This window comes from Tabrizicola sp. M-4 (assembly GCF_051132405.1).
Lineage (GTDB): Bacteria > Pseudomonadota > Alphaproteobacteria > Rhodobacterales > Rhodobacteraceae > Paragemmobacter.
In genome coordinates this window covers 437,617-461,705 of the sequence record NZ_CP128606.1, presented here as the reverse complement: position 1 = coordinate 461,705, position 24,089 = coordinate 437,617, and the positions used below count along the sequence as shown (strand labels likewise).

General features: G+C 68.2%; 22 protein-coding genes. 15 read left to right on the top strand and 7 right to left on the bottom strand.

Annotated elements, in window-relative coordinates; genetic code table 11:
* Positions 1 to 25 precede the first annotated feature (25 nt).
* The 8 genes from TabM4_RS02305 to recO all read left to right on the top strand — a co-directional run bounded on the left by TabM4_RS02305 (position 26) and on the right by recO (position 5,715).
* Positions 26 to 682, top strand: a complete 657-nt coding sequence (locus TabM4_RS02305; protein WP_434617844.1) for a DUF2062 domain-containing protein — start codon at positions 26 to 28, stop codon at positions 680 to 682.
* A gap of 51 nt (positions 683 to 733) precedes the next feature.
* Positions 734 to 1,492 (top strand): pyridoxine 5'-phosphate synthase, encoded by a 759-nt coding sequence (locus TabM4_RS02300; RefSeq protein ID WP_434617841.1) that lies wholly within the window; start codon positions 734 to 736, stop codon positions 1,490 to 1,492.
* A 130-nt stretch (positions 1,493 to 1,622) separates the two neighbouring features.
* The gene (gene acpS / locus TabM4_RS02295; RefSeq protein ID WP_434617838.1) at positions 1,623 to 2,069 is read left to right on the top strand and encodes a holo-ACP synthase; all 447 of its coding nucleotides are present in this window, start codon (positions 1,623 to 1,625) and stop codon (positions 2,067 to 2,069) included.
* Between the two features lie 45 nt (positions 2,070 to 2,114).
* Complete coding sequence (gene lepB / locus TabM4_RS02290; RefSeq protein WP_434617835.1) at positions 2,115 to 2,906, top strand: signal peptidase I; 792 nt, start codon at positions 2,115 to 2,117, stop codon at positions 2,904 to 2,906.
* A 13-nt stretch (positions 2,907 to 2,919) separates the two neighbouring features.
* Positions 2,920 to 3,627, top strand: a complete 708-nt coding sequence (gene rnc, locus TabM4_RS02285) for a ribonuclease III (RefSeq protein ID WP_434617832.1) — start codon at positions 2,920 to 2,922, stop codon at positions 3,625 to 3,627.
* Entirely contained in the window at positions 3,620 to 4,537 is a 918-nt protein-coding gene (gene era / locus TabM4_RS02280; protein ID WP_434617829.1) for a GTPase Era, read from the top strand. Before rnc ends, era begins: the two co-directional genes overlap by 8 nt.
* Before the next feature lie 82 nt (positions 4,538 to 4,619).
* Positions 4,620 to 4,949 (top strand): DUF1491 family protein, encoded by a 330-nt coding sequence (locus TabM4_RS02275; RefSeq protein WP_434617826.1) that lies wholly within the window; start codon positions 4,620 to 4,622, stop codon positions 4,947 to 4,949.
* A gap of 37 nt (positions 4,950 to 4,986) precedes the next feature.
* Positions 4,987 to 5,715, top strand: coding sequence for a DNA repair protein RecO (gene recO, locus TabM4_RS02270; protein WP_434617823.1), 729 nt, complete (start codon positions 4,987 to 4,989; stop codon positions 5,713 to 5,715).
* On the opposite strand, the gene TabM4_RS02265 is transcribed toward recO, so the two are convergent.
* Both TabM4_RS02265 and mnmD read right to left on the bottom strand, forming a co-directional pair.
* Positions 5,712 to 6,635: a DMT family transporter gene (locus tag TabM4_RS02265; protein ID WP_434617820.1), complete on the bottom strand. Its 924-nt coding sequence runs from the start codon at positions 6,633 to 6,635 to the stop codon at positions 5,712 to 5,714. The two genes, recO and TabM4_RS02265, sit on opposite strands and share 4 nt — an antisense overlap.
* Complete coding sequence (mnmD, locus tag TabM4_RS02260; protein WP_434617817.1) at positions 6,632 to 7,312, bottom strand: tRNA (5-methylaminomethyl-2-thiouridine)(34)-methyltransferase MnmD; 681 nt, start codon at positions 7,310 to 7,312, stop codon at positions 6,632 to 6,634. The genes TabM4_RS02265 and mnmD overlap by 4 nt, the downstream gene beginning before the upstream one ends.
* A 49-nt stretch (positions 7,313 to 7,361) precedes the next feature.
* Between mnmD and TabM4_RS02255 the strand changes: the two genes are divergently transcribed.
* Positions 7,362 to 8,453: an NAD(P)/FAD-dependent oxidoreductase gene (locus TabM4_RS02255; protein WP_434617814.1), complete on the top strand. Its 1,092-nt coding sequence runs from the start codon at positions 7,362 to 7,364 to the stop codon at positions 8,451 to 8,453.
* Here the strand turns inward: TabM4_RS02255 and TabM4_RS02250 are convergent.
* Positions 8,357 to 8,755 carry a hypothetical protein gene (locus TabM4_RS02250; RefSeq protein ID WP_434617812.1) on the bottom strand — a complete coding sequence of 133 codons (399 nt, stop codon included), beginning with the start codon at positions 8,753 to 8,755 and terminating at the stop codon, positions 8,357 to 8,359. The two genes, TabM4_RS02255 and TabM4_RS02250, sit on opposite strands and share 97 nt — an antisense overlap.
* A gap of 171 nt (positions 8,756 to 8,926) precedes the next feature.
* Here TabM4_RS02250 and TabM4_RS02245 point away from each other — a divergent pair, with 171 nt between their 5' ends.
* From TabM4_RS02245 to TabM4_RS02235, 3 genes are all read left to right on the top strand, one after another.
* Positions 8,927 to 9,877, top strand: a complete 951-nt coding sequence (locus TabM4_RS02245; RefSeq protein ID WP_434617810.1) for an aminotransferase class I/II-fold pyridoxal phosphate-dependent enzyme — start codon at positions 8,927 to 8,929, stop codon at positions 9,875 to 9,877.
* Positions 9,874 to 10,782, top strand: coding sequence for an adenosylcobinamide-phosphate synthase CbiB (cbiB, locus tag TabM4_RS02240; protein ID WP_434617807.1), 909 nt, complete (start codon positions 9,874 to 9,876; stop codon positions 10,780 to 10,782). The genes TabM4_RS02245 and cbiB overlap by 4 nt, the downstream gene beginning before the upstream one ends.
* 65 nt (positions 10,783 to 10,847) lie before the next feature.
* Positions 10,848 to 12,011 (top strand): lytic murein transglycosylase, encoded by a 1,164-nt coding sequence (locus TabM4_RS02235; RefSeq protein ID WP_434617804.1) that lies wholly within the window; start codon positions 10,848 to 10,850, stop codon positions 12,009 to 12,011.
* On the opposite strand, the gene TabM4_RS02230 is transcribed toward TabM4_RS02235, so the two are convergent.
* A complete protein-coding gene (locus TabM4_RS02230) occupies positions 12,008 to 12,598 on the bottom strand; it encodes a dimethylsulfonioproprionate lyase family protein (RefSeq protein WP_434617801.1) in 591 nt (196 codons plus the stop codon). The two genes, TabM4_RS02235 and TabM4_RS02230, sit on opposite strands and share 4 nt — an antisense overlap.
* 387 nt (positions 12,599 to 12,985) lie before the next feature.
* Between TabM4_RS02230 and TabM4_RS02225 the strand changes: the two genes are divergently transcribed.
* Positions 12,986 to 16,036 (top strand): Hint domain-containing protein, encoded by a 3,051-nt coding sequence (locus TabM4_RS02225; RefSeq protein ID WP_434617799.1) that lies wholly within the window; start codon positions 12,986 to 12,988, stop codon positions 16,034 to 16,036.
* Positions 16,037 to 16,062: 26 nt separating this feature from the next.
* On the opposite strand, the gene TabM4_RS02220 is transcribed toward TabM4_RS02225, so the two are convergent.
* The gene (locus tag TabM4_RS02220) at positions 16,063 to 16,410 is read right to left on the bottom strand and encodes a hypothetical protein (RefSeq protein ID WP_434617796.1); all 348 of its coding nucleotides are present in this window, start codon (positions 16,408 to 16,410) and stop codon (positions 16,063 to 16,065) included.
* Positions 16,407 to 19,862 (bottom strand): chromosome segregation protein SMC, encoded by a 3,456-nt coding sequence (gene smc / locus TabM4_RS02215; RefSeq protein WP_434617794.1) that lies wholly within the window; start codon positions 19,860 to 19,862, stop codon positions 16,407 to 16,409. The genes TabM4_RS02220 and smc overlap by 4 nt, the downstream gene beginning before the upstream one ends.
* Before the next feature lie 259 nt (positions 19,863 to 20,121).
* Between smc and TabM4_RS02210 the strand changes: the two genes are divergently transcribed.
* On the top strand, positions 20,122 to 20,526 hold the full coding sequence (locus tag TabM4_RS02210; protein WP_434617791.1) for a GFA family protein: 405 nt from the start codon (positions 20,122 to 20,124) through the stop codon (positions 20,524 to 20,526).
* A 294-nt stretch (positions 20,527 to 20,820) separates the two neighbouring features.
* A complete protein-coding gene (locus TabM4_RS02205) occupies positions 20,821 to 21,360 on the top strand; it encodes an NADPH-dependent FMN reductase (RefSeq protein ID WP_434617788.1) in 540 nt (179 codons plus the stop codon).
* A gap of 4 nt (positions 21,361 to 21,364) precedes the next feature.
* Here TabM4_RS02205 and TabM4_RS02200 read toward each other — a convergent pair whose 3' ends face one another.
* Positions 21,365 to 24,055: a hybrid sensor histidine kinase/response regulator gene (locus tag TabM4_RS02200; protein WP_434617785.1), complete on the bottom strand. Its 2,691-nt coding sequence runs from the start codon at positions 24,053 to 24,055 to the stop codon at positions 21,365 to 21,367.
* Positions 24,056 to 24,089 lie beyond the last annotated feature (34 nt).

Here is a 24,089-nt window from a genome sequence, read left to right as displayed (position 1 = left end):
CACCCTCTGGGGATGGACCCGCGAGATGGTCTATCCCCAAGGCGGGTTCCGCCGCGCCACGCAATATGTCCTCCACCGCATGCGCCGCCTCCCCGACAGCCCCCACCGCATCGCGCGCGGGGTCTTCGCGGGGTCGATGGTGGGCTTCCTCCCCCTGCCGGGGATGCAGTTCATCGCCGCATGGCTGGCATCACGGGCGGTGAAAGGCAATCTGCTGGCCGCGCTGCTGGCCACCTTCAACACCAACCCGATCACCACCCCCTTCTTCGCGGTTCTCGCCATGACGCTGGGCCACTGGATGCTTGGCATCCAGAAACCCCTCTCGCCGGAATATATCGGCATGGCCTTCGGCAATGCAGGCGCCGACCTCTGGTTCAACGTCAAGGCCCTCTTCGGCCCGGAACATACCCGCTGGGACGGCCTGCTGCAGTTCTGGCACGAAATCTACGTCCCCTATTTCCTCGGCGCACTCGGCCCCGGCCTCATCCTCTCTGCCCTCTTCTACTGGCTGACCATCCCCCTCGTCGTCGCCTATCAGAAGGCCCGCGCCGCCAAGTCGCGCGAACGCAGCGAACGCCGCCACAAGCTGCGCGAAACCCTCGCCGCCGCTGCCGCCCGGCTGAAACATCGCGGCGAAAATGACGGTCCGTCAGGGGATGACGATGGCCCCGGTCCGGCCTAATCTCCCCCCGACTCGCCATAGGCGGACAGGCAGAACAGGAAAGGCTCGCAGATGAAACCCGAAGGTCGGCTCCGTCTGGGCGTGAACATCGACCATGTGGCAACCCTGCGCAACGCGCGGGGCTCCACATGGCCCGAACCGCTCCGCGCCGCCCTTCTGGCCGAGGCGGCGGGTGCCGACGGCATCACCGCCCACCTGCGCGAAGACCGCCGCCACATCCGCGACGCCGATATCGAGGCGCTGGTCGCGGGCATCTCCATCCCGCTCAACTTCGAATGCGCGGCCACGGCGGAAATGCAGGCCATCGCGCTCCGCCACAAACCCCATGCCATCTGCCTCGTCCCGGAAAAGCGCGAGGAACGCACCACCGAAGGCGGCCTCGACGTGGCCGGAGACATGCCCCGCCTGACCGACTACATCGCCCCCCTGCGCGAGGCAGGCGCCCGCGTTTCCATGTTCATCGGCCATGACCCCCGCCAGATCGAGGCCTCCGCCGCCATCGGCGCCGCCGTGGTGGAACTCCATACCGGCCATTACTCCGAACTGCTGGCCGAAGGCCGCGAGGCCGAGGCCGCTGAAGAACTCGAAGGCCTCCGCCGCGGCGCGAAACTGGCGCATGCGCTCGGGCTCGAGGTGCATGCGGGCCACGGCCTGACCTATGACAACGTGGCCCCCATCGCCGCCATGCCCGAGGTGATGGAACTCAACATCGGCCATTTCCTGATCGGCGAGTCCGTGTTCCGCGGCCTTGGCCCCGCGATCGAGGAAATGCGCCGCCGGATGGACGCCGCCCGCGAGGGGCTCGCGTGATCGGTTTTTCTGCGAAAAACCGCAAGCCCGACTTTTCTGCGAAAAGTCGCCACCACCCGCGCCCCGATCCTTCGCAGAAGGATCGCCCCCACGAATTTTCGCAGAAAATTCGCTCTGCCGGACGCACCGCATGATCCTCGGCATCGGCACCGATCTCGCCAATATCGAACGGATCGAGGCGACGCTCGCCCGCTTCGGCACCCGCTTCAAGGATCGTGTCTTCACCGAACGCGAACAGCGCAAGGCCGAAGGCCGGCCCCGTGCCATCGCCGCCACCTATGCCAAACGCTGGGCCGCGAAAGAGGCCTGTTCCAAGGCGCTCGGCACCGGTCTGCGCATGGGCATCTCGTGGAAGGACATGGCGGTCACCAACCTCCGCTCCGGCCAGCCCGTCATGCACCTCACCGGCTGGGCCGCCGAACGCCTGCGCGAGATGACGCCCGCTGGGCACGAGGCGCTGATCCATGTCACCCTCACGGATGACCACCCATGGGCGCAGGCCTTCGTCGTGATCGAGGCCCGCCCCCTGCGACCTGCCCCTGCGGAACTTGACTCCCCCGCGCCTAGCGCGCAATGAACCCCGAACCGCAGCCGCGGACAAAAAGGAAGCAGAGAGCAGACCATGGCATCCAGCAAGGCCAAGACCGAAGGCGGCATCGTCGAGACGATCAAGACCATCCTCTGGGCGCTGGTCATCGCGGGCGTCTTCCGCACCGTCTTCTTCCAACCCTTCTGGATCCCCTCCGGTTCCATGAAGGACACGCTGCTCATCGGCGACTTCCTCTTCGTCAACAAGATGGCCTATGGCTATTCCCGTTATTCCTGCCCCTTCTCGGCCTGCCCCATCTCGGGCCGCATCTTGGGCGGTGAACCCGAACGCGGCGACGTGGTGGTCTTCCGCCACCCGGTCAACGGCACCGATTTCATCAAGCGCCTCGTCGGCCTGCCCGGCGACACCGTGCAGATGCGTGGCGGCATCCTCTACCTGAACGGCGAGATGGTCCCGCAGACGCCCGCCGGCACCTTCGAGGAGATCTATGAAAAGCAGGGCCCGATGGGCCAGTTGCCGCGCTGCGAGAACGGCCCCGTCGGCGAAGGCGGCATCTGCACCTCCTCGCGCTTCACCGAAACGCTGCCGGGCGGCCGCCAGCACAGCATCCTGAACATCGACACCGGCGGCTTCGCCGATGACACCGATGTCTTCACCGTGCCCGCAGGCCATTACTTCTTCGTCGGCGACAACCGCGACAACTCGCAGGACAGCCGCTTCGGTCAGGCCGTGGGCGGCGTGGGCTTCGTGCCCGCCGAAAACCTGATCGGCCGTGCCGACCGGATCATCTTCTCCTCCGCAGGGCGCTCCATGCTCTTCTTCTGGACATGGCGCTCCGACCGCTTCTTCAAGGCGGTGGAATGACCGGGGCGGCGGCATGAGCGGCCAGCGCACCAAGCTGGCGGCAGACCTTGCCGCCTTCGCCTCCCGCATCGGGCACGACTTCCAGCGCCCCGAACTGCTGGCGCGCGCCGTCACCCATGCCTCGCTTTCCTCTCCCACCCGGCCCTCGAACGAGCGGCTGGAATTCCTCGGCGACCGCGTCCTTGGCCTCTCCATCGCCACCGCCCTCTTCCAACAGGACGGCACCGCCGCCGAAGGCCAGCTTGCCCCCCGCTTCAACGCCCTCGTCCGGCAGGAAACCTGCGCCGAAATCGCCCGCGAAACCGGCCTCGGCGATGTCCTGAAACTCGGCCGCTCCGAAATGCTCTCCGGCGGCCGCCGCAAGGAGGCCCTCCTCGGCGACGCGATGGAGGCCGTCATCGCCGCCATCTACCTCGACGCCGGGTTCGAGGCCGCCCGCGACACCGTCCTCCGCCTCTGGGGCGACCGCATCGCACAGGCCGCCCGCGCCGACATCCGCGATCCGAAATCCAGCCTTCAGGAATGGGCACAGGCCCGCGGCCTGCCGCCCCCGACCTATACCGAAACCGCCCGCAGCGGCCCCGATCACCAGCCCGTCTTCACCGTCGAAGCCCGCCTCTCCACCGGAGAGGCGGCCTCCGGCACCGCCACGGGTAAACGCGCCGCCGAACAGGCCGCCGCCCGCGCCCTTCTGGCGCGCATGGAGCAGACCAATGACTGACCAAGACACCCGCGCCGGCTTCGTCGCCCTGATCGGCGAACCCAATGCCGGGAAATCCACCCTCCTGAACCGCATGGTCGGGGCCAAGGTCTCCATCGTCACCCACAAGGTGCAGACCACCCGCGCCCGCATCCGGGGCGTCTGCATGGAAGGCCAGTCCCAGATCGTCTTCGTCGATACGCCGGGCCTCTTCCGCCCCCGCCGTCGCCTTGACCGCGCGATGGTTGCCGCCGCATGGGGCGGCGCCGCCGATGCCGACATCATCGTCCTTCTGGTCGAGGCGCATCGCGGCCTGACCGAAGGCGTGCAGGCCATCATCGACAACCTCAAGGACAAGATCCCCTCAACCGCCATCGTGGCGCTGGCGGTGAACAAGATCGACAAGGTCAAGGCCGAAACCCTCCTCGCCCTGACCGCGAAACTCAACGAGGCCTTCCCCTTCGCCAAGACCTTCCTCATCAGCGCCGAACGCGGCTATGGCGTCGATGACCTGCGCGAATGGCTGGCCGCCGAAATCCCCGCAGGCCCGTGGTTCTATCCCGAAGACCAGATCGCCGACCTGCCCATGCGCATGATCGCCGCCGAAATGACGCGCGAGAAACTGACCCTGCGCCTGCACGAGGAACTGCCCTACCAACTCACCGTGGAAACGGAAAAATGGGAGGACCGCCCCGACGGCTCCACCCGCATCGATCAGGTGGTCTATGTCGCCCGCGACGGCCACAAGGGTATCGTGCTGGGGGCAAAGGGCGAAACGATCAAGGCCATCGGCCAACAGGCAAGGGCCGAGATCGCCACCTTCCTCGACCGCCCCGTGCATCTGTTCCTGACCGTGAAGGTCCGCCCCAACTGGCTGGAAGAGGCGGAGCGCTATTCCGAAATGGGGCTGGATTTCAAGGACGGCGACTGAGTCGCGGGACGGAGGCACCCGGGGGCGCTTCGCCCCCCCGGCCCCCCCGAGGATATTTGAGAACGGATGAAGGGGGCAGCCGATGCGCCTGACCACGGACCTTTGGGTTTCCGCCTATCTCACCCGCCTCCGGCTGGCCGACATCCCTGTCTATGTCACCGCCAAGGGGGATGCGACGGCGGGCGCGGTCATCGTCAAATGCGCCACGCTGGACGGGCAGGCCCATGCCGTGCAGCGCAGCTATGATCTGATGACCGGCGCGCGCGTCTGGGTCACCCTGGCGCAAGGGCCGGAAGCCGATGTCGACGCCACCCTCCGCCGCCAGCGCGACCGCGACCCCGATCTCTGGGTGATCGAGGTGGAAGACAGGCAGGGGCGCACCCTGCTGGATCAACCCGGTCTTGCAGACTGACTTGCCCTTCCCCTGAACCCCGCCGATAGTCTCCCGCATGGAATGGCGGGACGAAGGCGCGCTCCTGTCGGTCAGACCCCACGGCGAAAGCGCGGCGATCATCGAGGTCTTCACAGGCGAACATGGCCGCCATGCCGGGGTCGTGCGCGGCGGCGCATCTCGCCGCATCGCCCCCCTCCTGCTACCCGGCGCGCAGGTGCAGGTCACATGGCGCGCGCGGCTGGACGATCACTTGGGCATCTTCACCGTCGAACCCCTTCGCGCCCGCGCTGCGCTCCTCTCCGATCCGCTGGCGCTGGCCGGCCTCAACGCCATCTGCGCCATGCTGCGCGTGGCCCTGCCCGAACGCGAACCCCACCCGATGCTGCATGCCGCGACGATCCCGCTCCTCGACGCGCTGGAGGCGGGCAACGACTGGCCCCCCGCCTATCTGCGCTGGGAACTCCTCCTGCTCGAGGAAATCGGCTTCGGCCTCGACCTTGCCACCTGCGCCGTCACCGGATCGCGCGACGATCTGATCTATGTCTCGCCCAAATCCGGCCGCGCCGTCAGCCGCGCAGGCGCGGGCGACTGGGCCAGCCGCCTTTTGCCGCTGCCCCCCGTCCTTCTGGGCCAAGGCCCCGCCACCGCGGGCGACATCGCACAGGCCCTCGCCCTGACGGGTCATTTCCTCAACCGCGAACTCGGGCCTTTACTGAACGGCCGCCCCCTGCCAGAGGCCCGCGCCCGCCTGATCGACCGCCTCGCCCGCCGCGCGCAGGGCTAGGCCTGCCGCTCCTTCACCCGCTGCCGCCACAGCGTGAACAGACCCGCCGCCACCACCAGCCCCGCCCCGATGGCCACATTCGTCCGCAATTCCTCGCCGAACAGGAACAGCCCAAGACCCGAGGCCCAGACAAGCTGCAGATAGGCAAATGGCTGGATCGCCGAGGCCTCCGCCACCGCGAAGGCCTTGATCAGCAGCCAATGCCCAAGGATCGCCGTGCAGCACAGCGCCCCCATCCAGCCCCAATCCGCGCCCGACATCGGCTCCCAATACCACACACCCACCAGCGTCATCGCCGCCGCCCCCACCGTCCCCGTCCAGAAGAACGACACCCCGGCACTGTCCCCCCGCGCCACATAGCGCGTCAGCAGCCCGTAAACCGCAAAGAGCAGCGCCGAAAGCAGCGGCACCAGCGCCCATGGCGAAAACACCGCATAGCCCGGCTGCAGGATGATCAGCACCCCCACGAAGCCGATCATGATCGCCGTCCAGCGCCGCCAGCCCACCTTCTCCCCAAGGATCGGCCCCGACAGCGCGGCAATCAGCAGCGGATAGCAGGTAAAGACGGCATGGCTCTCCACCAGCCCCAGCTTCACGAAGGCCAGCACCATCACGCAGACCTCCGTCACCAGCAGAACACCCCGCACCACCTGCAACCACGGAAAGCGCGACCGCACTGCCGCGCGCAGCCCCTGCCCCTGCCGCGCCGCATCCCGCGCCGCGAGTGCCATGACGAAGGCCGCAAAGAACCAGAAACGGATCATCACCACCATGAAGACGTTGTACTCGCTCGCCAGATGGCGCGAGATGCCGTCCTGCACCGCAAAGACCACCGTCGTCGCCACCATCAGCCAGATGCCCAGCGTCGTGTTCTGCACCGTGGCATTGCTGTTGCGGTCCAGCTTCGGCAAGCCGCTCATGCCAGAATCCCCACCGTCATGTGCCGCTTCCTTCCATGTCCCGCCCGCCGCTCCACGGCAAAGCCCGCCCCGGCCAGCGCGCGCCGCACATGGCCCGCCGCCGTATAGGTGGCGAATGTCCCGCCCGGCGCGGTATGCGCCGCAACCGCCCGCATCAGATCGTCCGACCACAGTTCCGGGTTCTTCGCAGGCGAAAACCCGTCCAGAAACCACGCATCCGCGACGCCGTCCCAATCGGGCAGCCGCTCGCGCGCATCACCCACGATCACCTCTGCCCGCAGCCCCGGCATCTCGATCACCCGCGCGCCCACCGCCCATTGCGCCAGCAAAGGCCCCGCAACCGCCGCCGCCTCGGGGAAAGCTGCCAGCGCCCGCGCCATCTCCTCCACCATCAGGGGATAGGCCTCGAACGAGGTGAAGCGCACCACCCCCGGCGCGCCGACCGATTGCCAGCAGAGCCACAGTGCGAGCAGGTTCAACCCGGTGCCAAAGCCCAGTTCCGCCACCTGGAACCCGTCCCGCAACCGTGCGGGCAGCCCGTTCCCATCCAGAAAGACATGCCGCGTCTCGGCCAGACCATCGGCAAGGCTGAAATAGGGGTCGTCAAACCGCCGCGACACCGGCACGATCCCGTCGCGCCAGTCCAGACCGCCCTCACCCTGTTCGCCGCCCGCCATATGCCCTAAACCCCGAAATCGCGGCGGACCATGGGCAAGGGCGCAGGGAATGGCAAGTCACGATCTCACGGTCATGGGCGGGGGCATCTTCGGCCTCTCCTGCGCGTGGGAGGCCGCGCGTCGCGGGGCGCGGGTCCGCCTCATCGAACGCCACGCCATCGGCGCGGGCTCCTCCGGCGGCCTTGTCGGCGCACTCGCCCCCCATGTGCCGGAAAACTGGAACCCCAAGAAACAGTTCCAGCTTGAAAGCCTCCTCATGGCCGCCGACTGGTGGGCCGAAATCGCCGCCACCGGCGGCACCGATCCCGGCTATCTCCGCTCCGGTCGGCTGCAACCCATCCCCGATGACCGCGCGCTCCGGAACGCCCGCGCCCGCATCGTCGAGGCCCGCACCCTCTGGCAAGGCCGCGCCGACTGGCATGTGATCCCGGCAACAGGCGCGGCATGGGAACCCCACAGCCCGACGGGCTGGCTCATCCACGACACGCTCACCGCCCGCCTCCACCCCCGCCGCGCCGCCAACGCCCTCACCGCCGCGCTCCGCGCCAAAGGGGTTCAGATCGACATAAACGATCACGCCCCCCAAGGCCCCACGCTCTGGGCCACGGGCTATCCGGGCCTCCTCGACCTCAACACCGCGCTCGGTCACCCCGTCGGCGCAGGCGTCAAGGGTCAGGCCCTCCTCCTGCAACACGACGCCCGCGACCTGCCCCAGCTTTTCGCCGACGCCCTCCACATCGTGCCCCATGCCGATGGCACCACCGCCATCGGGTCCACTTCCGAAAACACGTGGGACAACCCGACGGCAACCGACGCGCAACTCGACGACATCCTCACCCGTGCCCGCGCCGCCCTGCCGATCCTGCGCGATGCCCCCGTCCTCGACCGCTGGGCCGGCATCCGCCCCCGCGCCCGATCACGCGCGCCCATGCTCGGCGCTTGGCCGGGCCGCCCCGGCCAGTTCATCGCGAACGGAGGCTTCAAGATCGGCTTCGGCATGGCCCCCAAGGTCGCCACCACCATGGCCGACCTCATCCTGAACGGTCAGGACAGCATCCCCGAAGGCTTCCGCGTGGAAAACAACCTCCGCCCCCAGCCGCGCGGCAGATACCCCACCGGCGCATTCTCGTCGCGCCAGTAATCCAGCGCCGGGCGGTCCAGCACCGCGGTCGACCGCTTGAACTCGCAGACCAACTCGCCATTCTCCTCGACCGACGCGACGATCAGGCATTGGAACACATGCCGCGACCCGTCGAACACATCGACCAGCCCGCGCAACTGCGGCGTCAGCTTCGCATCCAGCGCAAAGCCCTCGTCCCAGAACCGCAGGATAGGAAAGACCGCATGCCCCACCTGCACCCGCAGGCGCGACGCCCGCCGCAGGTCGCGCTTCCGCGCGGCCTCCAGCCCCTCGCGGATTTCTTTCGGCAGGAATTCCAGCATCCGTTCCTCCATCCCCCGAAATCAACTCTGTGTCACTTCCGGGCCAAATCAAGGAAACGGAACGACATGAAGATGATGTTAACCCTGCGCGAAACTTCTGTGACCGCTTTGCCGCACCATCATCCCCCTCTCGCGGTGGACAGCGCCGCCACAATCGGGTCTCTCGCCCCCATGACGCCCGATGATACCCGAATCGCAGAACCCGACCATGGCGGCGGAATCGACGCCGCAGCCGCCCGATGGGGCGGCATCCGCGCCGATTGGCTCGACCTCTCCACCGGTATCAACCCGCGCCCCTATCCGCTGCCGCCCCTGCCCGCCGACGCATGGACCGCGCTGCCGGATCGCGCCGCCTTCGCCGCGCTGGAAACCGCCGCCCGCCGCTTCTGGGCCGTTCCCGATGCCGCCGCCCTCATCGCCGCCCCCGGCGCCTCCGCCCTCATCGCCCGCATCCCCGCACTCCTCCCGCCCGGACGCATCGCCATTCCCGCCCCCACCTACAACGAACACGCCCGCGCCTTCCGTGCCGCAGGCTGGACCGTCACCGACGACGCGACCAAGGCCACCGTCCTCGTCCACCCCAACAACCCCGACGGCCGCCTACATTCCGCACCCACCACCCCCTTCGCCATCATCGACGAAAGCTTCTGCGACACCCTCCCCGACGCCACCCACATCGGCCAATCCACCCGCCCCGGCACCCTCATCCTGAAAAGCTTCGGCAAATTCTGGGGCCTCGCTGGCGCCCGCCTCGGCTTCGCCATGGGCGATCCGGAACTCATCGCCCGCCTCAAACCCATGATCGGCCCTTGGGCCGTCCCCGGCCCCACCCTCGCCATAGCCACCGCCGCCCTGAACGACGACGCATGGGCACGGGAAACCCGCGCCCGCCTCACCCAAGACGCAAACCGCCTCGACAGCCTCATGACCAAGGCCGGGGCCACCCCCCTCGGCGGCACCACCCTCTTCCGCCTCTACGACACCGAGGACGCCGCAGCATGGCAGGACCGCCTCGCCCGCCACCGCATCCTCACCCGCATCTTCCCCTATTCCACCCGCTGGCTCCGCCTCGGCCTGCCCGACGGCGACGGCTGGACCCGACTGGAACACGCCCTGACATGAGCGCGACCTTCCTCCTCCCCGCCCTCCTCCTCGACGCGGCCATGGGCGAACCGAAATGGCTCTGGAACCGCTATCCCCATCCCGCCGTCCTGATGGGCCGCGCCATCGGCTGGGCCGACAGACGCTTCAATCAAGGGGCGCACAAACGCCTCAAAGGCACCGCCACCATGGCCGCCCTCGGCGCCGCCGCTATGGCGACAGGCTGGCTCATCCACCTCATCCCCGATTACGGCCTCTTCGAAATCATCGCCGCCGCGATCCTCCTCGCCCAGAAATCGCTGGTCCAACACGTCCGCGCCGTCGCCGACGAACTCCGCCTCTCGCTCCCCTCCGGCCGCCGCGCCGTCTCCATGATCGTGGGCCGCGACACCGCCACGCTGGACGAACCCGCCGTCTCCCGCGCGGCCATCGAAAGCGCCGCCGAAAACCTCTCGGACGGGGTCATCGCCCCCGCCTTCTGGTTCCTGATCGGTGGTTTGCCCGCGCTGATGCTCTACAAGATCACCAACACTGCCGACAGCATGATCGGCCACCGCACCCCGAGGCATGAGGAATTCGGCTGGGCCGCCGCCCGTTTCGACGACCTCCTCAACCTCATCCCCGCGCGCCTCACCGCCCTCCTCCTCGCCCTCTCGCACGGCTGGGCCGACCCCCGCCCGATCCTGCGCGACGCGCCCCTGCACCGTTCGCCCAACGCAGGCTGGCCCGAGGCGGCGATGGCCGTCATCCTGAACGTCGCCCTCTCCGGCCCCCGCGCCTATCACGGCGAGATGCGCGATTACCCATGGGTCCACGCGCAAGGCCGCCGCGACCCCGGCCCCGCGGATATCGACGCCGCCTGCACCGCCCTCTGGCGCGCATGGGCCGCCATGTTCGCCCTCACCGCCCTCATCGCGATCATCTGATCTCCGTGCGGTTGCACCCCCGCTACCTACCCCTTACCCTCCGCCCCTCACAACCGGAGTGCCCGATGCGCCTGACCCTCCTCGCCGCCCTCACCGCCGCCACCCCCGCCCTCGCACAAACCCCCTGCGGCGGCGAATTTCCCGCTTGGGTGCAGGGCGTAAAGGCCGAGGCCACGGCAAAGGGCATCCCCGCCGAAACCGCCGACGCCTTCTTCGCGGGCCTCTCCCCCGATCCGCGCGTCCTCAAGGCCGACCGCTCGCAGGGCGTCTTCCGCAAGAGCTTCCTCGAATTCTCGCAAAGCCTGATCTCCCGCGACCGCCTCACCCGTGGCCGCGCCCTCTCCGACCAATGGGACAGCATCTTCGACCGGGCCGAAACCGAATACGGCGTCTCGCGCGGCATCCTTCTCGCCTTCTGGGCTTTTGAGACGGATTACGGCGCGGTGCAGGGCGATTTCGAAACCCGCCGCGCTCTGGCCACCCTCGCCCATGATTGCCGCCGCCCGGACCTCTTCCGCCCGCAGGTCCTCGCCGCGCTGGAAATGCACCGCCTCGGTGAATTCGACCTGAACACCACGGGCGCTTGGGCGGGCGAGATCGGCATGGTCCAGATGCTCCCCGGCGATATCCTCGCCCGCGGTGTCGATGGCGATGCCGACGGTCTCGTCACCCTCAAGACCTCCGTCCCCGATGCCCTGCTCTCGGGCGCCAAGATGCTGCAGCATCACGGCTGGCAACCCGGTCAGCCATGGCTGCAAGAGGTGTCGATGCCCGAAACCTTCGACTGGGACCTTACGGGCCTCGACACCGAACTCCCCGCCGAGCAATGGGCCGCAATGGGGGTGCAGGTTCGCCAAGGCACCGTGACCAACGGCCTTCCCGCCTCCATCCTCCTGCCGCAGGGGCGCAAGGGTCCGGCCTTCCTCGTCTACCCGAACTTCCGCACCCTGTTCGACTGGAACAAAAGCTTCGTCTACGTCACCACCGCCGCCTATTTCGCCACCCGCCTGATGGGGGCAGAACCCTATGTCGCGGGCAATCCCGACCCTGCCCTCTCGCTTGACCAGATGAAGGCGCTCCAGACGAAACTCGCCGCCCTCGGCCATGACGTCGGCGCGGTGGACGGCATCCTCGGTGCCGCCACCCGCATCGCCGTGCAAAAGGAACAGGCCCGCCTTGGCCTGCCCGCCGACGCATGGCCCACGGTTGAACTGCTGGAAAGACTCTAGACCGGCAGGAACCACAGCGCGAGGAACGGCCCCGCCCCCGACCGCATCGCATGGCGGATACCCGGTGGGTTGTAAATCACGCCCCGCGCGCCCGGATCGGTCCAGTCCATATCCGCATTCCACCACTCGCCGGGGGCCAGCGACAGATAGACCTCCTCCGGCGGGTGGTCGTGGTCCACATAGGTCACGCCGGGGGCCATCACCGTGGCCCCGATCCACAGATCGTCCCGCTGTTCCATGCCGCCCGGCCCGCAGATCATCGCATTGGCATGACCGTCCCAGAAAGCCCGATCCTCCGGGTCCGCCGACAGCCGCCGCTTCCATTCCAGCCGCTCCACCAGCGCCCCGAAGGCATCCGCCAACCCCTGCCGCGGTCCGCCCTCCGCCGTCTCCAGCGCCGCCTCGATCCAGCCGCAGACCGGCAGCATCGCCGCCCCCGACCCGCCGCCCTGCGCGCCGACCGTCGCCCGCAGCCGCGCAAAGACCCGCTCCCCGGCACGCGCGGCGGGCGTTCCCGCCCCAGACGCCGCGCCCAGCGCCGCCTCCGCCGCATCCAGAAACGCCTGTACCCCCGGATCACGCATCATCGCCTCCCATCCTTCCCCGAAACCTGCACCGCCCAAGCCCCACCCGCAACCGCCTTTCCTCCCCGCCACCCGATTGAAGCCCCCGCAGCGACAATCCCCTGCCCACCGCCACATTTCCGCCCCATTTCCCCGACCATCCCATCCCCCTTCCCCGTCGCAAACGCATCGGCCCGCCGAACCCTCTGTCGCGAACCAGAGTTCCCGCCAGAAACCCAAGGAAACCCCAAGGATCAAACGTCACAAAACACGCTTGCCGACAAATGGCGCGCCCTCCCCGAAACTCTGCGCCAGCCGCCAAATTAACCCCCGGTTTACACTGCCCTATGCGTCACGCCCGCAACAGCCGCGCCCAGCCCGGCCCCATTGCCGCGCAGCAGGAGACAATCGATGGCCACCGTCACTGGCACCACAGGCAACGACTCGCTCACCGGCACCGCCTCCGCCGACGAAATCAGCGGTCTCGCGGGCAATGACACGCTTTCGGGCGCGGCGGGCAACGATCTCATCACGGGCAGCGCGGGCAACGATGTCGTCGAAGGCGGCAACGGCACCGACCGCATCTATGGCGGCGCGGGCAACGACTACCTCGCCGGCAACGACCTCACCGATCCCGCCGCCGCCGCAGGCTCAGGCAACCTCGCCCCCCCCGTCGCGCTGGAAGACAACGCCGCCGACATGTTGGACGGTGGCGCGGGGGCCGACACTCTCTTCGGCGGCGGTGGCAACGACCTCCTCCTCGGCGGGTCCGAGAATGACACCCTAGACGGCGGCGCAGGGGCCGACACACTCATCGGCGGCACCGGGGCCGACACTCTCTTCGGCGGTGGCGACAATGACCTGATCTTCGGCGACGACGCGACCTACACCCCCCTCGGCGCGGGCTTCGGCCAATCCGGCAATGCCTTCGTCATCAACCAGATCATCACCGGCGACCAATCCCCGCCCAAGATGGTCACGCTGCAGGATGGGCGCGTCCTCTACGCCTGGTCCGATGCCACCGGCACCCTGAACATCCGCATCTTCGCCGCCGATGGCAGCCCCTCGACCGACCAGTTCGCCCTCTCCTCCCAATGGGGCATCAGCGCGACCGACGGCTTCGACTGGGACAACCTCGATCTCGACCGCCTCGCCGATGGCCGCGTCATGCTCAGCTATGTCCGCATCGGCACCTCGGGCGGCGAAGAACCCGTCTTCTCCATCCTCAATCCCGCAATCGAACCCGGCTCCCCCGGCTTCGTCGCCGTCTCCAATGTCGAAGTCCAAAGCAGCGACACCACCACCAGCGAATCTCCTCCCATCACCACCCTCCTGCCGAACGGGAACGTCCTCTTCGTCTGGTCCAACAACGCCCTCGCACCCAGCAGCCTGACCACCACCCTCGAAGGGCGCATCTACAACCCGTCCACCGGCACCTGGGTGACCAACGATTTCCAGATCGGCACGCAGGCCATCGACGACAGCGACAATTTCGATGTGAACAGCCTTTCCATCGTGCCGCTGTCGGGCGGCAATGTCGTCGTCGGCTATGTCAGGTCCAACGCCGAAACCGGCTTCCGCGAACCGGTCTACGCGGTGCTGGATCAGAACGGCAACACGATCATCGCCAATGCCGAAATCGAAGGAAGCGACTCCGAAACCCAAGCCACCGTCTGGGAAAGCCCCCCGGTCCTGACCGCCCTCGCCGATGGCCGATGGATGGCCGTCTGGGCCAATGACGGCCTGTCCGACGACATCAACTCGATGACGCTCGAGGCGCGGATCTTCAACGCAAACGGCACGCCCGCCACGGGCGACATCCCCCTCGGCGCGGCTGTCGACGGCTCCGACGCCTTCGATCTCGAACATATCAGCGTGGCACAGCTTTCCGGCGGCCGCATCGTCGTCGGCTATATCGAAACCTATGCCACAGGCACCACGACCTACCCCGAATTCGTGATCATCGACCCGGCGACCGGAAGCGTCGTCGTCACGCCCCAGCAGATCGCCGTATCCCCCTCGAACATCTGGCCCGGCCCACCCAAGATCGCGGCCTTGGGCGACACCGGGGCCTTCGTCGCCGTCTATGCCGAGGGCAACCAGTTCTCCGCCACCGCCTCTGGCTTGAACTACCGCATCTTCGACGCCAACGGCAACGCGCTGACCGGCCAGATCTCGGTCACCGGCACCACCGGCAATGCCGCGATGTCGAATGACGACGCCTTCGACTGGGACAATGTCCAAGTCATCTACAACGCCTCCAACAACAGCTTCGTCATCTCTTGGGCAGGCAGCAGCGACGGCGCGGGAACCGGCGCCTACAGCAGCGGCCCCATCGCCGCCCCCGGCGGCCTTACAGGCCCCACCATCGACCCCCTCGCCGGCAGCGGCGATTCCATCGACGGCGGCGCGGGAAATGACACGATCACCGGCGCGGGCGGCAACGACACCATCACAGGCGGGACGGGCACCGACTCCCTGTTCGGCGGGGCGGGGAACGACTCCCTCGTCGGCGGAACCGGGGCCGACTTCATCGATGGCGGCGACGGCAACGACAGCCTCATCGCGGCGCAGGGCGACACCGTCCTCGCAGGCGCGGGGGATGACCGCATAACCCTTGCCGATCTGGCCGAGGCAGGCAGCGCCGCCGTCACCATCACGGGCGGCGACGGCTTCGACACGCTCGACCTCGCCCAGCTCACCGTGCGCGGCTCCACCGTCCGCAGCGGCAATGCCGCCACCGGTTACAGCGGCACGATGACCATGCTCGACGGCAGCATCGTCACTTTCAGTGGAATCGAACGGATCGTCTGCTTCACCCGTGGCACCGCCATCGCCACCCCTTTGGGTCAGCGCCCGATAGAGGCGCTGGCCAAAGGCGATCTCGTCCTCACCCCGTCGGGCATCCGCCCCATCCGCTGGATCGGCCACCGCCGCCTCGCTGCGGCCGAACTGGCCGCGACCCCGAAACTCGCCCCGGTCCGCATTCCGGCAGGCGCACTCGGCCCCGGCCTGCCGCAGCGCAGCCTCACCCTCTCACCCCAGCACCGCATCCTCATCGCCAATCGCGTGGCCGAACGGATGTTCGACACAGCCGCGATCCTCGTCCCGGCCAAGGATCTGGTGGGCAGTTTCGGCATCACGCAACTTCCGCCCACCGAACCCGCAGAATACTGGCACCTTCTGCTCGACGGCCACCATGTCGTGCAGGCCGAAGGCGCATGGGCGGAAACCCTCTATCCGGGGGAAGAGGCCTTGAAAGGCCTCTCCTGCGCGTCGCGCGCCGAAATCCTCACCCTCTTCCCGCAACTCGCCGCGCGCCCGGCCCAGCGCTGCTTCCCGCCCGCCTACCCGCTGCTCCGTGGCGCGAAGGTGCAACGGATGGTGCAACGCTGCGCCGCCAACCGCCGCGCCTTGGTCGAAACCGCGCTGCCAGAGGCTCCCCTTCAACGCGTCGTCTGATCGCACAGCCCCTGCCCGGCGGCGCCCTACATGCCGTGAACCGGCCTCTGCCGCCGCCGCCACGTCACGGCGGCCCGCGCGCAAGCCCGCGTCAGATCGCGCCAGAGCGCCAAGCCCGCCGCCAGATCGGCCCCCTCGGGCAGCACCATCACCAACCGCGTCTCGCCCTCCGCAATGTCCAGCCGCCCCGCCGGATGGGCGCGCATCCAAGCCTCCCGCTCCGCCTCCGTCGCCCGCACGGCAAAGCGCAAGGCAAACCGCCCGCCCTCCACGGTGAATTCCGGCGCCTCCGCCCCGTCGCGGGCAAAGACCACCGTCCCCTCCCGCTCCACGCCCACGAAACCCGCCGCGACCAAGGCCTCTTCCAGCGTCACGCGACCAAGGCCTCGGCCTTCTTCAGGTCAACGCTCACCAACTGGCTCACGCCCTGCTCCTGCATCGTCACCCCGAACAGCCGGTCCATCCGCGCCATGGTCACTGCATGGTGCGTGATGATCAGGAACCGCGTCTCCGTCCGCCGCGTCATCTCGTCCAAAAGGTCACAGAACCGCGTCACGTTCGCATCGTCCAAAGGCGCATCCACCTCGTCCAGCACGCAGATCGGCGCGGGGTTGGCCAGGAACACCCCGAAGATCAGCGCCAGCGCCGTCAGCGTCTGCTCCCCCCCTGACAAAAGCGACAGCGTCGCCAGTTTCTTCCCCGGAGGCTGGCACATGATCTCCAACCCCGCCTCCAGCGGATCATCCGACTCCACCAGCACCAGCCGCGCCTCGCCACCGCCGAACAGATGCGTGAACAGGGTGGAGAAATTGGCATTCACCTGCTCGAAGGCCGTCAGCAACCGCTCCCGCCCTTCCTTGTTCAGCCCCGCGATACCCGCCCGCAGCTTCTTGATCGCTTCCTCCAGATCGATCTTCTCCTTGGCCAAGGTGTCATGCTCCTCGGCCACCGCCTTGGCATCCTCCTCCGCCCGCAGGTTCACCGCCCCCAAGGCCTCGCGCTGCCGCTTCAGGCGGTTGACATCGGCATCCAGCGCCTCGGCATCCGGCATCTTCTCCGGGTCCGCCTTCAGCGTCTCCAAAAGCTGCTCCGGCGTGCTCTCCGTCTCCTCGAAAATCCGCTCGGCGGCATAGGCCACCGTCTCGCGCGCCGCATCCATCCGCGCCTCGGCCCGAGCCCGCGCCTCCCGCGCCTCACCCGCAGCGCGCTCCGCCTCCCGCTCGGCCAGTTGCGCCTCGCGCAGCGCGCCCTCCGCCTCGGCCAGCGCATCCGCCGCCACCTGCCGCCGCCCCTCCGCCGCAGCAATCGCCTCGGCCAGTTCCTCGCGCTTGATGGCAATCTCTTCCGGCGCGGCGCTGGCCTCGACCAGTTCCTCCTCCGTCTCGGCCTTCCGCTCCGCCAGTTCCGCGATGCGCTTCTCCGCCGTCTCCAGCCGGTGCCGCCAACCCGAAAGCTCCTTCACCGCCTCCTGCCGCCGCTTCACCCGCGCCTCGCCCTCGCGCCGCAACTCATCATGCGCCGACCGCCGCGTCAGCATCGCTAACCGCGCCGCCTCCACCGCGACCTTCGCCGCCTCCACCGCATTGCGCGCGGCCTCAAGATCCCCCAGATCCTCCATCGCCGCCTCGGCCTCGCGCAGCCGCGCCCGCGCCGCCATCGCCTCGTCCTCGTAACGCGAAACCGCCAGCCGCGCCGCCTCCAGCTTGCCCCCCGCGATGGACCTGTCCGCCTCCGCCCGCGCCGCCGCCCGGTTCGCCTCCGTCACCCGGCCATCCGCCGCCCGCCGCGACTCGCGCGCCAACTGGTCCGCCCGCGCCAGATCCGCCAACCGCCCCTGCAAGGCCTCATGCGCCTGCCGCGCCCCCTCGGCCCGTGCCGCGACCTCCTCCAGATCGCGCTTCAACTGCACCAACCGATTCAACTGCTGCAACCGCAGCGCGGCCGCGGACGGAGCATCCTCCGCCCCAGCCCGGAACCCGTCCCAGCGCCAAAGATCGCCCTCGCGCGACACCAACCGCTGCCCCGGCAACAGCGCCGCCTGCAACGCCGCCCCCTGCGCCCGGTCCACCAGCCCGATCTGCCCCAACCGCCGCGCCAACACGCCCGGAGCCTTCACATAAGCCGACAGCCGCTCCACCCCCGCAGGCAACCCCTGCGGCGCGTCATAATCCGCCAGCAAAGCCCAACCCGACCGCCCCTCCGCGCCAACCTCCGGCGCCCGCAAATCGTCGGCCAAGGCCGCCCCCAAGGCCTTCTCATACCCCGGCTCAACCTCCAGCCGGTCAAGCAACTGCGTCCCCGCCGAAGCCTCCCGCTCCACCAACCGCGCCAGCGCCGCCACTTCCGCGCGCAGCGCATTGGCCTCGCCCTCCGCCGCAGACCGCGCCGCCCGCGCCTCGGCCTCGCGCCCCTGCGTCTCGGCCCGGGCCACCTCGGCCTTCTCCAGCAGCGCCTCGGATTCCTCCGCCTGCGCCACAGCCACCTCTTGCGCCTCCTCCGCCGCCTCGAAGGCCTCCGACGCCAGCGCCAGCGCCTCGGTCGCACCCTCCACCGCCTCGCGCGCCGCCGCCGCCGCGCCCTCGGCCTTCTCCAACGTCCCCCGCGTATCGGAAAGCATCCGCTGCGCCGACTGATGCCGCGCCGCCAAACGCGCGCTGTCTTCCGTCGCCTGCGCCAGCAGCGCCTCGCGGTCGGACAGCACAGCCCCCGCCTCGCGCGCCGCCTCCGCCGCCTCCACCAGCCGCTCCTCATGCCCCTCATGGGCACGCGCCAACTGCTCGATCTCCCAATCAAGGCGCGAGATCGTCTCCCCGGCATCCCGGTTCAGCCCCGCCTCGCGCTCCATGTCGCGCACCAATTGCTCGATCCGCCCCCGCAGCGTCTCGATCATCGCCCGCGCCCGCGCCTCCTGCTCGGCCAGCCCATCGCGCTGCACCACCAAGCGCTGCAGGATGGCCGACGCAATCGCCTCCTCCTCCCGCCGACCGGGCAGCACATCCTCCCGCCCCTCGCGCGCCTTGCCCGCCGCCCGCGCCGCCGCCTCCGCCTGCGACGCCGCCACCAGCCGCTCGCGCAGCACGCCCTCGGCCTCGAGCCGCGCCATCTCGGCCTCGCGCCAGCGGCGATACAGAAGCATCCCCTCCGACCGCCGCAACTCCTCGCCGATCTCGCGATAGCGCGCCGCCTGCTTCGCCTGCCGGTTCAAGGTCGACAACTGCTGCGCCAACTGCTCCAGCACGTCATCCACGCGGGTCAGGTTCTGCTCCGCCCCGGTCAGCTTCAACTCCGCCTCATGCCGCCGCGCGTAAAGGCCGGAAATCCCCGCCGCCTCCTCCAGCACCCGCCGCCGCGCCTTGGGCTTGGCGTTGATCAGTTCCGAAATCTGCCCCTGCCGCACCAGCGCCGGCGAATGCGACCCCGTGGAAGCATCCGCGAACAGCATCTGCACATCCCGCGCCCGCACATCCTTGGCATTGGCCTTGTAGGCCGATCCCGCATCCCGCGTGATCCGCCGCACGATCTCGATCTGATCCGCCTCGTTGAACCCCGAAGGCGCCAGCCGATCCTGATTGTCGATCACCAGCGCCACTTCCGCGAAGTGGCGGGCGGGCCGCGTCGCCGCCCCGGCAAAGATCACATCCTCCATACCGCCGCCCCGCATGGCGGTGGGGCGGTTCTCGCCCATCACCCAGCGCAACGCCTCAAGCAGGTTCGACTTGCCACAGCCATTCGGCCCGACCACGCCCGTCAAACCCTCGTGGATCACCAGATCCGTAGGGTCGACAAAGCTCTTGAAGCCGTTCAGCCGCAACTTGGTAAAGCGCACGGGCGGTAATCCCCGGTTGATTCCGTCAAACCCGCATCGTCCGACCGATCCCCTGCCCCGTCAACCACAGGCACACCGCATATCGGCAGAACCACGCGCTTATCCCCAAGATATTGCGGACGCAGGGTCAACGACACCCCGTCCCGGCCCCTGCGCCGGGACCTCCCGCCGCGACCACACCGCCCGTCCGCCCACCGGGGCCCGGATCACATCCGGGGCGGGCTTTACCCCTCACCACCCCCGCGATAGGCTTTCGCCCATGCAACCACCCATCACCGGGCGCTGCCTCTGCGGTGCCGTCACCTACCGCGCCGATGCCCCGCCGCTCTGGCAGATGCACTGCCATTGCCAAAGCTGCCGCCGCACCACGGGCGCGGCCTTCGCCTCCTTCTTCGGCCTGCGCGATGGCACATGGCACTGGACAGGCCGGGAACCGGCGGTCTTCCACTCCTCCCCCGATGTCGACCGCCTGTTCTGCCCCGCCTGCGGCACGCCGATGGCCTACCGCTCCACCCGCTTTCCGGGGGAAACCCACCTCCATGCGGGCACGCTCGACGATCCCGGAACCTACCGCCCCACCGCCCATGTCCACAGCGCCGAGATGCAGCATTGGGCCGACATCAACGACCACCTCCCCCGCCACGCCGCATCATCGGATGACTGACGCGAAGGCGGAGTTTGTCCGCAAACTCCGCGACGATTTCTGACACAGAAATCGGGCCCCCGGCCGAGGCACCCCTCCCGGAATTTGCGTCAAATTCCGGCGCGATTTCTGCGTCAGAAATCGCCCCCTTCCCGGCCTGCGCCCGTTAACGGAATGCCAAGGCACCGCCCGCTGCGCGCATACAGTTTGCGGCACACATTTCGGCACGGCGCTCGGTACGGGCGCAAACCCCCTTGCAGCCTGCCTTCCCCCGCATACCTTCCCCGGCATCCGTCTGCCAAAAGGCCCTTGCACATGCTCACCCTGCTCGGCATCCCCGGCGCCCTCCGTGCCGCCTCCACCAACCGCCTGCTGCTGGCCGAGGCCCGCCGCGCCTTCGGCGAAGCCCATCAGACCGAGGCCGACCTCCGCCTGCCGCTCTTCGACGAAGACCTTGAAATAGCAGAAGGTTTCCCCGCAGGCGTCCTCGCGCTCCATGCCCGGATCAAGGCCGCCGATGCCATCGTCATCGCCACGCCCGAATACAACAAGGCTCTGCCCGGCGTGCTGAAGAACGCGCTGGACTGGGTGTCGCGCGTCCCCGGCGCGGCATGGCGCGACAAGCCAGTGGCGATCATCTCCGCCGCCGATGGCCGCGCTGGCGGGGAAAGGTCGCAATTCTCCCTCCGCCTCTGCCTAACTCCTTTCAGACCAAGGCTTATTTCCGGCCCCGAGGTGCTCGTGGCCCACTCCCGCAGCGCCTTTGACGAAAACGGCCGCCTGATCGACGACCGCTACCGCAAGTCCTTGACAGAGCTCATGAATATCCTCCGGGCCGAGGCCGAAAGGCGCTGATCCCTCACGCCACCCGCTTGCGCACCAGTTCTTCCAGAACATCCAGCAACTGGTTGGTGGACACCGGTTTCGTCAAAACCCGATCCGTCCCCGCCTGCTCGAACCGCGTCCGCTCATCCCCGATGGCGGCGGCGGTCATCCCGATGATCAGGCAGTCCGCCCCCTTGCCCCGCAGCGCGGCGGTCAGGTCATCGCCCCCCATCTCGGGCATGAACAGGTCGGTCAACACCACATCTGGTGCCAGCCGGTCAAAGGCCGCCAATGCCTCCACCCCCGTCCGCAGCCATTCCACCGTGCCGAAGACCCGCTTCAACCGCGCCGTCAGCAACTCGCCGATCAGGTCGCTATCCTCCACGATCATCACCGTCCGGTCCCGCCAATCCGGCACAGGCAAGGCCGCCGCCGCTGGCACCTCCGCCGGGGCCTCCAACTCCTCCACCCGCATCGGCAGACGCAGCAGGAAGACCGTCCCCCCCGCCGCACGCGGGGTATAAGTCACTGTTCCACCAAGCAATTCTATGGAAGTCTTGGTCACGAACAGGCCCAGCCCCGACCCATCCACCTTCGCCGTCCGCGCCCCGTCACCGCGCCGGAATGGGCTGAACAGCCCCTCCCGCGCCGCTTCCGGGATGCCCTTGCCATCATCGCTGACCCGCCAAAGGCCCATCACCCGCCCACCCGCATCCATCTCTTCGCGATAGGCGATCAGGATTCGGCGGCATCCCGAATGCAGGATCGCGTTCTTCACCAGATTGGACAGCGCCTGCATCAACCGCACCCGATCTGACACCCGCACAAGCCCTGCTTCCGGCCCGAGACTCAGATCGATCTCCACCTCCTTCGCCCCGGCCATCAAGGCGAAAGTGTTCCGCACCGTCTCGGCCAAGTCCTTGGGACGGAATGATTCCTCGTGAACCGGCAGGTTTTCTTGCGGGCGCACGGCCTGCCGCATGTCGGCCAGCACCGACAAAAGCTGCTCGCTCACCGCCCGCAACCGCGGCCCCATCTCCTCCCAGCGCGCGCCGCCCTCCAACTCGTCCAGCAGCATCGATATGACAGAGGCAGGCGTCCGCAACTCATGCGACACGATGGAAAACATCTGCGTCTGGCGGTCCTGCTGTTCCGACAACCGCGACAGGGCCTCGGCCAGCGCCTCCTCCCGCGCATGATCCGCCGTCAGGTCGATCAGCGCCCCATAGGCCAGCGCCGCACCGCCCGCCCGCTGCTCGTAATATGCGTGTACGCTCAGGTACTTCTGTGGTGCCTCCTCGTCCCAGACCGGCCCCTTCGCAAGGCTGAAGGCCAGCGTCCGCGCTGGAAGCTCACGCTCTTCTATGGCCGCCAGAATCCCGTCCCGGTTCGCCGGTGCAACCCGCTCCAGAAGGCTTTCGATCCCGAAACGCGACGGCATATCCATCATGTCCGCCGCCATGTCATCGACCAGCACCTCGCCGCGGTCCAGATCGACGACGAAATACCCAATGGTGGCCAACCCATGCACCAGCGCCAGCCGCTCGATCGTCTGCCGCCCTTCCACCCGCCGGCTCATCGCATGGTGCCGCTGCAGCAGCAGGTAGATCAACGCCAGCAGAAGAACCGAAACCACCTCAAGCCGCAGCACATCCGGCGAGGAGACCGGAAGCTGCACCAGCAATTCCCCGGTGATCGCGACATAGGCCACCACCCCGACGACATTCGCCACCGTCGCCGCATAGACCGGCGCCAGCAAAGCCACGGCCAACGCCAGCAAAGCCACGTCCAACGTCGGGTGGATGGCGATATCCAACTGCCGCAGGACCCCCAGCAGCACAAAGGCAGGCAGCACAGCCAGCGCCACCATCACCGTCTCCCGCGTCGGCCGGTCGAGCATCAACAAGGTCAGCACCGCCCCGCAGATCGCGATCCGCCCCGCGCGCAGAAGCCCGGCCTCCACCACCGTCAGCCCGTCACCCGTTGCCCCATCCCATGCCGGATCGAAGACCAAAGCCTGAACCAGCACGACCCCCGCACAGGCAAGCACCAGATAGGCCCCAGTGGTGACCAAGGACAGGATCAGGTCATCCCGCCCCGTCCCGTTCCCCCATCCGCGCAACGCCCACAGCCCTGCCAGCCCCGCCAGAACCGCAGGCACCGCATTCAAGCCCATCGCCCATAAAAGCACCTGCATCGCGCCGGTCCCTTCCGGCAGATAGCCGTCCTCGAAGCTCAGGCGCAGCAGGAAAGCCAGCGAGAAGGAGACGACATAGGTGGCCAGCGGCACAAGGATCAGCCGCCGCCGGAAGACCGCCATCCCCATCAGGATGGCGAATACCGCCTCCGAAGGCACGAGGTCCGCCACCGCACCATTGTTGTCCGCCCGCACCTCGGCAAGGGCAAGGAAAACCGTCAGCCCCGTCACGCCCAGCGCAAACAGAAGCGAAACACGGAGGGGCGACTTCAGAAGGGCTTGCCGGAAAAACGCAAGGCGCGGCTCGGCCAAGGTGGCAAAAAGCCTCTCCGGCCCGATGCGGCCAGCCTCCATCCTTTCCAGCATTCGTCCTGCCTCAATCCTCAGGATATCAATCTTGTAATTCAACTCGCGCTCTGGGGGAATCCCGACAAAGGCATGGGTCAGCAGCGGCACGCCATCCGGCGGAAACCGGCCTATCCCCTCAGGCGATCCTCGCTCCATCGCGCCTTTTTGCACCTGCAGCATGAGTTTTGACCATTTCTTGGGCAAATCCGGCAAC

What these genes read in the sequence shown, in the direction of transcription:
- TabM4_RS02305 (WP_434617844.1), top strand. Translation starts at nt 26, where the DNA reads ATGGTCTATCCCCAAGGCGGGTTCCGCCGCGCCACGCAATATGTCCTC.
- TabM4_RS02300 (WP_434617841.1), top strand. Translation starts at nt 734, where the DNA reads ATGAAACCCGAAGGTCGGCTCCGTCTGGGCGTGAACATCGACCATGTG.
- acpS (WP_434617838.1), top strand. Translation starts at nt 1,623, where the DNA reads ATGATCCTCGGCATCGGCACCGATCTCGCCAATATCGAACGGATCGAG.
- lepB (WP_434617835.1), top strand. Translation starts at nt 2,115, where the DNA reads ATGGCATCCAGCAAGGCCAAGACCGAAGGCGGCATCGTCGAGACGATC.
- rnc (WP_434617832.1), top strand. Translation starts at nt 2,920, where the DNA reads ATGAGCGGCCAGCGCACCAAGCTGGCGGCAGACCTTGCCGCCTTCGCC.
- era (WP_434617829.1), top strand. Translation starts at nt 3,620, where the DNA reads ATGACTGACCAAGACACCCGCGCCGGCTTCGTCGCCCTGATCGGCGAA.
- TabM4_RS02275 (WP_434617826.1), top strand. Translation starts at nt 4,620, where the DNA reads ATGCGCCTGACCACGGACCTTTGGGTTTCCGCCTATCTCACCCGCCTC.
- recO (WP_434617823.1), top strand. Translation starts at nt 4,987, where the DNA reads ATGGAATGGCGGGACGAAGGCGCGCTCCTGTCGGTCAGACCCCACGGC.
- TabM4_RS02265 (WP_434617820.1), bottom strand. Translation starts at nt 6,635, where the DNA reads ATGAGCGGCTTGCCGAAGCTGGACCGCAACAGCAATGCCACGGTGCAG.
- mnmD (WP_434617817.1), bottom strand. Translation starts at nt 7,312, where the DNA reads ATGGCGGGCGGCGAACAGGGTGAGGGCGGTCTGGACTGGCGCGACGGG.
- TabM4_RS02255 (WP_434617814.1), top strand. Translation starts at nt 7,362, where the DNA reads ATGGCAAGTCACGATCTCACGGTCATGGGCGGGGGCATCTTCGGCCTC.
- TabM4_RS02250 (WP_434617812.1), bottom strand. Translation starts at nt 8,755, where the DNA reads ATGCTGGAATTCCTGCCGAAAGAAATCCGCGAGGGGCTGGAGGCCGCG.
- TabM4_RS02245 (WP_434617810.1), top strand. Translation starts at nt 8,927, where the DNA reads ATGACGCCCGATGATACCCGAATCGCAGAACCCGACCATGGCGGCGGA.
- cbiB (WP_434617807.1), top strand. Translation starts at nt 9,874, where the DNA reads ATGAGCGCGACCTTCCTCCTCCCCGCCCTCCTCCTCGACGCGGCCATG.
- TabM4_RS02235 (WP_434617804.1), top strand. Translation starts at nt 10,848, where the DNA reads ATGCGCCTGACCCTCCTCGCCGCCCTCACCGCCGCCACCCCCGCCCTC.
- TabM4_RS02230 (WP_434617801.1), bottom strand. Translation starts at nt 12,598, where the DNA reads ATGATGCGTGATCCGGGGGTACAGGCGTTTCTGGATGCGGCGGAGGCG.
- TabM4_RS02225 (WP_434617799.1), top strand. Translation starts at nt 12,986, where the DNA reads ATGGCCACCGTCACTGGCACCACAGGCAACGACTCGCTCACCGGCACC.
- TabM4_RS02210 (WP_434617791.1), top strand. Translation starts at nt 20,122, where the DNA reads ATGCAACCACCCATCACCGGGCGCTGCCTCTGCGGTGCCGTCACCTAC.
- TabM4_RS02205 (WP_434617788.1), top strand. Translation starts at nt 20,821, where the DNA reads ATGCTCACCCTGCTCGGCATCCCCGGCGCCCTCCGTGCCGCCTCCACC.
- TabM4_RS02200 (WP_434617785.1), bottom strand. Translation starts at nt 24,055, where the DNA reads ATGCTGCAGGTGCAAAAAGGCGCGATGGAGCGAGGATCGCCTGAGGGG.